Origin of the sequence: Bacillus sp. JJ1764, assembly GCF_036962145.1 — a bacterium.
GTDB lineage: Bacteria > Bacillota > Bacilli > Bacillales > Cytobacillaceae > Neobacillus.
The window spans coordinates 22,841-32,073 of sequence record NZ_JBALNY010000050.1; the positions used below are offsets into that span (position 1 = coordinate 22,841).

The 9,233-nt window shown below is 32.9% G+C and carries 8 protein-coding genes and 1 pseudogene; 1 reads left to right on the forward strand and 8 read right to left on the reverse strand.

Annotated elements, in window-relative coordinates; translation table 11 throughout:
* The 4 genes and pseudogenes from ligA to V7083_RS08195 all read right to left on the reverse strand — a co-directional run.
* Positions 1-1,412, reverse strand: a pseudogene (gene ligA, locus V7083_RS08180) (NAD-dependent DNA ligase LigA); the annotation flags it as partial.
* A gap of 346 nt (positions 1,413-1,758) precedes the next feature.
* Positions 1,759-2,403, reverse strand: coding sequence for a hypothetical protein (locus V7083_RS08185; RefSeq protein WP_335476931.1), 645 nt, complete (start codon positions 2,401-2,403; stop codon positions 1,759-1,761).
* Between the two features lie 516 nt (positions 2,404-2,919).
* A complete protein-coding gene (locus V7083_RS08190; RefSeq protein WP_335476933.1) occupies positions 2,920-3,447 on the reverse strand; it encodes a hypothetical protein in 528 nt (175 codons plus the stop codon).
* The gene (locus tag V7083_RS08195; RefSeq protein ID WP_335476935.1) at positions 3,428-3,667 is read right to left on the reverse strand and encodes an HNH endonuclease; all 240 of its coding nucleotides are present in this window, start codon (positions 3,665-3,667) and stop codon (positions 3,428-3,430) included. Before V7083_RS08195 ends, V7083_RS08190 begins: the two co-directional genes overlap by 20 nt.
* 687 nt (positions 3,668-4,354) lie before the next feature.
* Between V7083_RS08195 and V7083_RS08200 the strand changes: the two genes are divergently transcribed.
* Positions 4,355-5,167: a hypothetical protein gene (locus tag V7083_RS08200; protein ID WP_335476938.1), complete on the forward strand. Its 813-nt coding sequence runs from the start codon at positions 4,355-4,357 to the stop codon at positions 5,165-5,167.
* 443 nt (positions 5,168-5,610) lie between these two features.
* On the opposite strand, the gene V7083_RS08205 is transcribed toward V7083_RS08200, so the two are convergent.
* From V7083_RS08205 to V7083_RS08220, 4 genes are all read right to left on the reverse strand, one after another.
* The gene (locus tag V7083_RS08205) at positions 5,611-5,775 is read right to left on the reverse strand and encodes a cyclase (protein ID WP_335476940.1); all 165 of its coding nucleotides are present in this window, start codon (positions 5,773-5,775) and stop codon (positions 5,611-5,613) included.
* Positions 5,776-6,058: 283 nt separating this feature from the next.
* Complete coding sequence (locus tag V7083_RS08210) at positions 6,059-7,798, reverse strand: DUF2326 domain-containing protein (protein ID WP_335476942.1); 1,740 nt, start codon at positions 7,796-7,798, stop codon at positions 6,059-6,061.
* Positions 7,798-8,043 (reverse strand): ABC-three component system middle component 6, encoded by a 246-nt coding sequence (locus V7083_RS08215; protein ID WP_335476944.1) that lies wholly within the window; start codon positions 8,041-8,043, stop codon positions 7,798-7,800. Before V7083_RS08215 ends, V7083_RS08210 begins: the two co-directional genes overlap by 1 nt.
* Before the next feature lie 101 nt (positions 8,044-8,144).
* Positions 8,145-9,050 (reverse strand): ABC-three component system protein, encoded by a 906-nt coding sequence (locus V7083_RS08220; protein WP_335476947.1) that lies wholly within the window; start codon positions 9,048-9,050, stop codon positions 8,145-8,147.
* Positions 9,051-9,233: the final 183 nt, after the last annotated feature.

Sequence of the window (9,233 nt, forward strand, 5' to 3'; positions counted from 1 at the left end):
AATTGCTCCAATTTCCCAGTGAGAACAACTGTTTTTCCTGCAAAAATAGAATCAGATTCCTCTGCAGAAACCGGCTTTGTCCCTTTATAGTCCATATTTACACCGGCAGCTACCAACTCCTGAATAAGCTCCTTGGCTTCTTCTTGTTCGAAAAAGCTAACGATCGAATCAGCCATCTTATCGCCTATTTCATTTATGGCAATTAACTCCTCTTTAGAAGTAGAAGCAAGTCGTTCCATTGTTTCAAATTGCTGGGCCAAAGTTTTCGCCGCTTTTGCTCCAACAAGGCGGATCCCTAATCCGAACAGTAATTTTTCTAGAGAATTATCTTTAGATGCTTCAATCGCCTGCAATAGGTTGGAAACAGATTTTTCCCCCATGCGTTCAAGTTCCATCAGTTGTTCACGAGTAAGCTTATAAATATCGGCTACGTCAGAAATCAATTTTTCTGCAAATAGCTGGCTGATGACCTTTTCACCAAGGCCCTCAATATTCATTGCATCTCTGGAAACAAAATGAATTAAACCCTCACGGATCTGTGCCGGACATTTGGGATTAATGCAGCGGAGGGCCACTTCGCCATCCAGTCTGACAAGCTCACTTTCACATTCCGGACAATGTGTCGGCATGTAAAAGTCAACTTCTTCTCCAGTCCGTTGGTCTGCCAATACATTGACAACCTCCGGAATGATATCCCCTGCTTTTTTAATCACAACTTTGTCACCGATTTTTATATCTTTTTCGCGAATTAAATCTTCATTATGCAAGGAAGCCCTTTGCACGGTGGTTCCCGCCACTTTTACCGATTCAAGGATCGCAGTCGGGGTAATGACACCCGTTCTGCCAACACTTAATTCGATGTCTAGGAGAGTCGTGATTACTTCTTCAGCAGGGAACTTGTAAGCAATTGCCCATCGCGGACTTTTTGCCGTTGTCCCCAGCTCAGCCTGCTGATCCAAAGAATCCACCTTGATCACAATACCGTCAATTTCATATGGAAGCTGCGGTCGTTTTTCTGTCCAGCCTTGAATAAATTCGAGGACATCATCAATGGTGGCGCATCTTCTGCGTTCCTTATTGGTTTTAAAGCCTAGTTGGTCCAAATAATCGAGGGCCCCACTATGGGAGTCAGCCCCGATTGCCTCCGGATTACCGATTCCATATAAAAAGACATCGAGTCGCCTTGCTGCTGCAATTTTCGGATCAAGCTGCCGCAATGAGCCGGCTGCAGCATTTCTTGGATTGGCAAACAACTCTTCACCACGTTCTTTGCGAGCCTCATTTAACATTTCAAAGGACCGTTTCGGCATAAATGCTTCACCGCGCACCTCAACGGAGACATTTTCGGTTAAACGGAGGGGCATGGATTTAATCGTTTTTAAATTATTGGTATTATTCTCTCCGATAAGACCTTATAGGTAAAACAATTTTTGTACAAATTATCTTATAACCATTAATATCAACACATATAGCGACGATTTTCTAGTTATTCTTTATTTTTATAGATTAGACAACTACAGAAATATATTATGCACTATTTTATTCAAAAAAACGACAGTTTTGTTTATAAATTACCCAACCAAACAATATCAAAAAAAGCTGTTTAAATCAGATGCGAAGGGCCAGGATAAAATTGTATAACATTGATCAATCGCCCTCCTTAGCTATCATTCAGTTAATGGTTTAAGCAGAATCACTTATCTTTTAGTACTTGTTGGGTTTTCGCAAACCAATATCTTCTGATCTTTCTGTTAAAGCCTACTTGAATGCACCGATCTCATCTCTCATAGATAGCATAACTCGTTCTCTAGCTACATTTACGGTTGGTTCAACAAAATCGATAAAATCAGTTGTTTTAATCGTGTACGTCTGGCCTGGCTGCAACTTTGCGGCAGCAATATATTCGTTCAAATATTGCTCTGCAGATTTATTGAGTATGTTGTTCATGTAATCTTTCAATGCGTTATCGGTAGCCTCTCCAAACATAGCTTCTGCCATGTAGAATGAACCATACAATTCAGGCAGGTTTTTATCATACTCTAACATGTCTTGATATTCGAGGGGTAAATTCGTTTTCAATCTCTCATCAAGTGCCTTATACTCTTCGACGGTTAGTACCTTTCCACTAGATTCCGTATACGCCGTCAATTTCACTTTCAATTTCGAGTAAAGTAGCAATTGGTGTCTAGCCATGTTTGAAGCCACTTGTTTATAGACTTCAAATTTCTTATCATCAATCTTATCCTCTAACGCGGTCTTGTATTGCGCGCTCCAAGAAAAATGGGATATTAATCCCACAACGACTGCCGAGATGATTGCAGTAACGATTGACGAAAGGAGTTGTTTAACTTGATTGCCTTGATTACCTGGATTCCCTTGCCTCAGATTTTGCCTTTGCGACATTTTCATTTTCCTCTGCTTTTTTAGTTATTAAGTTCTTTCCATTTTGTTCTGCCCGTTATTTTAGGGATAATGAACATATTACTAACAACTTTTTAGGCAGAAACAATATGAGTCTCTCATAATCCATTTGGAAACATTGTAACACAATTTGGATATTTAGATAGTGATAAACTAACAGCCCACTTTTACTATAATGCCAGTCAAAACTATATTTTCTCCGTTTATCAGCATTATTTTCATTGCGGACACTTATTTAACATTACTCCTCGTTAGCTTAACACGTTTCTTGTCTAAAGCTATTTTTTCCCAGTCTAATACTTTATTTTCATCGTACAAAAGGCTGCCATAAGCAGCAAAATCTTTAAGTAATGCACCCTATAGTTTAGGTAGAATCCTTCACAATCTTTTCTAACTAAACCTTAGTATAACCACATTCCATTAAATGTAGTGTTTTAGAAAAAGACGACTAATATTTGGGAAATTAGACCAATTAATGAACGATATAACTATCCAAAATTAGAGTTGGGCAGCCAAAGACCTTTTAACAACAGGGTTATGAGAGAATTTATTAATAATTTTTATTTCATTATCTATACGTTCTATAAGGTTATTAATAATTGTAATACTTTTAATAACAATTTCTTTGTCGATGTTAATTTTACTACTCTGTTTTGATTTTCCATTCCTATGTACTATATCATGTCGAATCATAATCATTTTTTGAATGTCATTTAGATTCTCAGGAAACGAAACGTTTATATTATGGTAGATTATGTCAAGCAAATAATCTACCATAATATCTTTGATAGAATAATGGATTGTAAAGATTTCTGATAAATTAAATTTCTTTTTTAAACTCTGGATCAGTTTCAACAAAATTTTTAATAAATAAGGGGGATCACTTAACGTAATTGCGGTCATTACATTGGAAAATAACATTTTATTTAAGGCTTCTTGGGCTTTTAAATCTTCAATCTCTAAATTAAGTAATTGTTCTATAGCATTAATATTGTTTAGATACATTTCATGTATTGAGATTTTCAACTACCAACTTACTCAAGAAATCTTTAAAATTCTTATCTGCCTTATAATTATTACAATTAGTACAAGACAATACAAGATTATCAATTGTATCTTTACCACCCACGCTTCTTGGAATAATATGGTCAACCTGAAATGAATTACTGGATAATTCAGTACCACAATATGTACATCGATGAATATCTCCCTCAAATACTTCCTCTCTAATTTTATGTTTATTCATTTTATACCTCCCCAATTTATAGGATACAACTTTATTACGACTTAACCTTAAATAGGACCAGTTTTAGAATCTAGCACTATTGTAAAACACAAGATAAATACCATTCTTCACTTAAACTTCCACTTTAGTTTAAATACATTCCTTCACATTGTTTATTTTAACTCAAATATCCATTTCTAAATATTTTTCTCCCTTTTCTAGCTTAAAGATTCATATCGAAATCTTTATTAAAAATGACCCGATCCTGAAATTGGATTGAGCCATCCTTGATCATAAACTTGGATTCAAGTCCATTACAAATCAAATATTTTAAACCATACTGTGCTAAAGTAGGACTTTATATTAAATATGTTCTTTTATAAAGAAATTGTCGATCCATTTCAGTTTCTAAACCTTTATCAACGTGCTTTTATTTATACCAGTTATATCCTCCACACGATTGCAAGAATTGGTTTCTAGGAGTTTCAGTTCATGCTCTATTTGTGCCTTTTAAACTTCTTCGGTCCACACTCTCAAGTCCTCTCGCTACCTTTCCCGTGCTTTACCTTCCTGGATTTGTTCTAGGAACATTATCTTTCAAATTCTGCCAATCGACTCATAAGACCATTATTTTCAACTGAATACAAATTAAGTAAAAACATCCATTTATGGTAAAATTAAGTTATTAGATTTTAGGAGGAATGCCATTTGGTATCACGTAAAACTTTAATAGCAGCGTTGGGTTTGCTAGAAGGGAAAACTCATGCTGAAATTGGTAAATTTTCATTAATACACAGTGTCGAAAATGAAACGTTAGGTTCTTCAAAGACAGATAGAATCAACAATTTAACCAGATACTTAATATCAAATAGATTAGAGGAAAGAGAATCTCAAGATCTAACTTTTGATATAGTAAAAGATCTAATTGAAGATGAACTCGAACTTATTGACCGAATGAATGGATGGGAAGTAACAACGTTTAAAGACAAGCATCCAAAACTATTCAATTCCTTAATTAAGGATGGATTTATAATAGATGGCATGTCTTTAAGGAGAAAACTTCCCGGGGATTTATCACCTGTAATCATTGAAAATGAAATTGAAAGATTGCTAAATAAATATCAAATGAATACTTTGAAAGTACATTTAGACCAAGCTATAGATAATTTTCATGATTCTAAATGGGAATCTTCAAATGCTCAATTAAGGTCTTTTATGGAAGGATTATTTAACGATATTGCTGATCAAATCGATCCCATTGAGAGCGCAAAGATTCAGAGCGATAATGGAAAAAGAGATCTGCTAGGAAGAACAAATCCTCCAATTTTATTTAGTGAACTTAATGAGATTTATAATGATGGCAAAAACTTTATCAATGGCGTATTTAAAAGAATCCATAGAAAAGGATCTCATCCAGGACTATCGGATTTAAACGATTGTACTTTTAGAATCCACTTGGTGTATTTAGTAGCTTCAGAAGTTCTAAGACGCTTTGATCAAGCTATGGAAAACAGAAAATAATAAGAATAGTAGCGAATACATGGATTAGCTAATCAACTAATCCCTGTATTCGTACAAAAAAAAGACCGTCAATTGACAGACTCATTGTTAAACTATAGCATCGGTTAGTTGTATAAGAAAAATTATCTTGGTCTTATTTTCCTTGTAATCTTTTAGTTCTTTTTTTCTTTAATTTCAGACCTTAATACCTTAACTTGCTTAGAATTATCAATTCCTATACTACGGCATATTCAATAACAAGAAAAGGACCAACTAAAGCAACCAGGCCATAAAATGCATAAAATACAGATTTATACTTCAACATTACCACAAATTAGGATTATATGAGGGGTTATTTTCTTAAATTAACTACCCAGTTAGTCAAAAAAGAAAGCCACCTCATTTAGCGGTTCATCCTTGAAGTACTGAAAAATAAAATTTTAATATTGATCTTCAGCAGATCTTCATTTATGTTCTTCTTCTTTGATTTTCTTGTTTAGTATCCTTACTTTACCAACCATTAGCAACCTCATATCTTGTACAATATACCTAGCTAAATCTTCGTCTGAAATGTCATCTCGATCAATATCAAGACGGAATTCTTGCCCTTGAAGTCCACCGCCATTCATAAACTCGATTTCAAAGTCGAATAGAACTCTTTTATATTTAGAATCCACCTTAACTTAGTTTTAGAGTGTTATGTATATATAATCTGGTTTTAAAAAATAAATACCTTCTTCCACTCCCTGTCCTTTAGCTTAAGTACATTTCTTCTTTAAACTCTAACATAAATAGCCAATTTCCTTATTAAGTGTTATTCCTCAATCCGACCCTTTACATAAAGAAAGAGCGCAATTCACACCTGAAGAGTTGCGCCTGTCTGTTGATTAAGTTATGTAGTTACAAAACGATTTAATAATAGACACCTAGTAAAGAACCTGATTCATCAGAATCAGTAAGCACCTTAGAAAGTATGTTGCTTTTCACTTCACTCTCTACACTTTCTGGTAGATCATCTGAGTTCAACGTGATTATATATTGGAATCCCTTTTCTAAGGATTTTTCTTTCCCAAAACGTAATGCCTCTGCTATCTGTCTTTCATCAACAGGATCATAAAGAGCACTGTCGTGTACCAAAACATCCATTTTTCTGCCCAAATATGAAGACATTTGAATCATCATCATGTCAAAGCAGTAAATTAACATACTATTTATACCAGTACTCCCTTGGTTTCTAGAAACCATTTCAATGTCATATCTACCATTTTTAGTTTGACCAATATTTAATTGTGCTGCCGAATTATATAATGATTTGGATACTTCTTCTACTAACAAAATAGCTCTTTGTTTTGTTTTAGCGTGTTCTTCTAGCGATTTAGTAATTTCTATTATTAATTTCTGTTCTGCTATTTTTAAATTTGCTTCTTCCTCACGTATTGAAATTAAAAGCTTTTGTTGATTTTTAAAAGTTATTATTTTATTAACTAATTCATTCAATTCTAATTGTAGCAAAGAATATTGCTCCAATGCTCCATGTGTATTAAGAATTTCCATCTTCTTGGACTGTTCAAGCGATAGTTTCTTTATTAATGCCTCTCTTTCCTTAACTAATTTTTCATACTTATTTAGCTCAGAACTAAGATAATTTTTTCTGTTGCTAATTAATCTTTCATGAAATATCTTTGATTCTGAAAAAGTCTTAACTAATGTATCTGGAAGTTTTACCTTCACTTCTTCATATAGATCTTTAATATTAATATCTGAAATAATATCTTCATTCTTTGATGCTTCTTTAAGGTCTGTTATTATCTGTCGATCCATAAAATTATTATTACTTAAGTCAGAAATTTGCTTAGCGTAGCTACTTGCTTCAACTTCAATATCTTTATATTTTGGATGTACTTGAAAATTTTCAAGCTCTTTTTTTAAGTTATTAGCTTTTTCTTCTAAAATAGTGATTTCTGTATCTAAATTGATTCCCTCATTAACGATTTCCTTATATGCATCAGTCCTTAATACTTTTTTAAGATCAGTAATTTCTTTTTTCTTTTCCTCTAAATTTTTTTGATCTATAGACAGTTTTGTATCAAGTCCAAGTAAATAAGTAAGTGCTATCTGTGTAGGAAACACTTTTTGATTTTTATAATATCTTGATGCTTCTAGAAATCCCCCATCAGCAGCCTTTCTAGCGAAATATGGAAATAACGTTCTAAACTTGATGTTCTCATTTATTCTCGGATCTTTATTGTCTAAATTAAATAACGAATCCCCCAAGAATTCATTCCATTCAGCTACTTTCATTTTTTTCTCTTGATTTCCAAAAAGGCTTTCAAATTTACTTCCCTTTTCACAGCACACATAGACATAATTTGAATCAAATCCACGCCTCTTTACTATAAATTTAGTATCTTCTAGCCTATAATCCATAATAAAAAAGTGATTTTTAAACTTAGGAAGTTTAAAAACGCTATTATTGGTACAACTACCACCAAATAAAAAATGTATTATTTCAACGAACGTAGTTTTCCCTAATCCATTTCTTGTATCCTTATCGGTAGATTTTTTTGTAATATCAGCAAGCAATATATTTAACCCATTATGGAGTTTTATTTCCTCAAATGTATCAAGAGTACTGTATATTTTTTCAATCATTAATTTGCCCTCCATAATAAATCATCTTCATACTCAATCGCCCCTACGATATATAAAAAATCTAGAGCTAGTATAAACAAATCAAATTGAATATTTGGTACATTATTTAATTCCTGATTTTGGAAATTGAGGTAAGCCTCCCATGTCGAACTTAACGATCTTGGAGAAGTTAAAAAAGATAAAATCCTAGCACCAATCTTTAAAATAGTTTTATCTTCATGTAAATTTTTTGTTGGTGTTAGCACTTTAGCTCCCCCTTTTCCTATCAATAATCTTAACTTTTTTTTCTTTTTTAAATTACCAATAACTATCTTCTCTAGTTCTATATAACATTCATTATACATAGTTAAACACTAGCTACGCTTTCAAAAATTGTACATTGCTCAAAAAAATATGCCAGAACAGTATGTACTGCAACCATATAAATTTGATCGCCCTTTTTGTCCTCATCTGATATAAACTTAACAAGTTCACTGTATATATCATCTGGATCTAAGCATGATACATCTCTATAATGCTCGTACTGTTTCTTTAATGTACCTGCAATTTGGTCTCCTAGATTAATATTAGTTTGTAAGTTCATATATTGCCTAACTAAAGGAGCTCTAATTATTCCAGTTTTAATTAACTCTATAATTGGATCACTGAATCCATTTATCATTAATTTATCTTCTGGAACTGGAATAAAGTCTTCTTCTCTTGGATTAGACCTTTTAGATATTGATTTAATGACTGGTTGAATGTCTTCAAAGGTTAAATTTGTGAAATTATTCCTTGAAGGGATTGGTCCTAAGATCTCGTCGATAAGAAAATCTTCAAGCGAGAAAATAATATCTTTTAGTTCACTAGGTCCCCAAAAACTAAGGTCAATCTGCTCATATTTAGAATTTAATTCAAGCAACTTCTTATTTACTTTTGGCGGTAGTCCTGTTTGATTATGTACAAAAGACCATCTATCGAAATAATCTTCCCAGTAGTCCAAAGCTCCTTCCAAATCACTTTCAATTTTATTTATCATCCTATTTTGATTTAGACTCCGAGGACCATTCACTGCAAACAGATACCTCTCATTAATAAGATACCCATCATTTTTCCTATCTCCTTCTCTTCCCCATGGTTGGCAGGGTATAAAGTTATCTTTAAACTTATGCTTCATTACCTTAGAAAAGAAGTCTTCGTACTGCGTATCTGTTCTTTCACGAATTATATCCTTAAAATTGTACTCATAAAACGCCTTAGATAAATCATCCATAATGCTTACTCCTACTTTCGGTATATTTCAATCAAAAGTTGATATATTTGTCATATAAGATTTTCATTATATTAACTAATAATAGAGAGAATAATTTTATCCCATTAAATCTTTATTATCCAAGTAATTTCTTTAATTTTAAATTCACTACATTAAACATATAAGTAAATTATAACTAAAAAT

Bases quoted from the DNA above. Each gene is read 5' to 3' on its own strand.
- V7083_RS08185 (WP_335476931.1), bottom strand. From the start codon at position 2,403: ATGTCGCAAAGGCAAAATCTGAGGCAAGGGAATCCAGGTAATCAAGGC.
- V7083_RS08195 (WP_335476935.1), bottom strand. From the start codon at position 3,667: ATGAATAAACATAAAATTAGAGAGGAAGTATTTGAGGGAGATATTCAT.
- V7083_RS08205 (WP_335476940.1), bottom strand. From the start codon at position 5,775: ATGAATGGCGGTGGACTTCAAGGGCAAGAATTCCGTCTTGATATTGAT.
- V7083_RS08210 (WP_335476942.1), bottom strand. From the start codon at position 7,798: ATGATTGAAAAAATATACAGTACTCTTGATACATTTGAGGAAATAAAA.
- V7083_RS08220 (WP_335476947.1), bottom strand. From the start codon at position 9,050: ATGGATGATTTATCTAAGGCGTTTTATGAGTACAATTTTAAGGATATA.